General features: G+C 55.9%; 1 protein-coding gene. It reads left to right on the top strand.

Annotated elements, in window-relative coordinates:
- A partial coding sequence (locus tag AC1RPN_RS08985) for a hypothetical protein (RefSeq protein ID WP_481763842.1) occupies window positions 1-270 on the top strand: 270 nt, incomplete at both ends.

The following is a 270-nucleotide window of genomic DNA, read 5'->3' as shown; positions in this document are numbered from 1 at the left end:
CCCATGTATGCCCTGCCCTCGGTTCGTGAGTTTGATGAGCTGAAGAAGATTCTAGACGAACAACACAACATTATCCTCGGGGCCCAGCTCAACGACGGCATTTCGCTTCGGGACTTCATTGCCACGTTTCAGGCGCGGCTCGATGGGAATTCGGCATCCATCATCCGGACCGTGAAGCTGGCAGGTGATGAGGCGGAACGCGTAAAGGACGGAGCCGTTAAGGACCACAGTATGTCCTGCGATCTCTCGAAAGCTGGAATCGATCCGCGC

This window comes from Dellaglioa sp. CoH-57-MRSF-20 (assembly GCF_056781955.1).
Note: the sequence above shows the minus strand (reverse complement) of the source record. Positions and strands in the feature narration are given on the sequence as shown.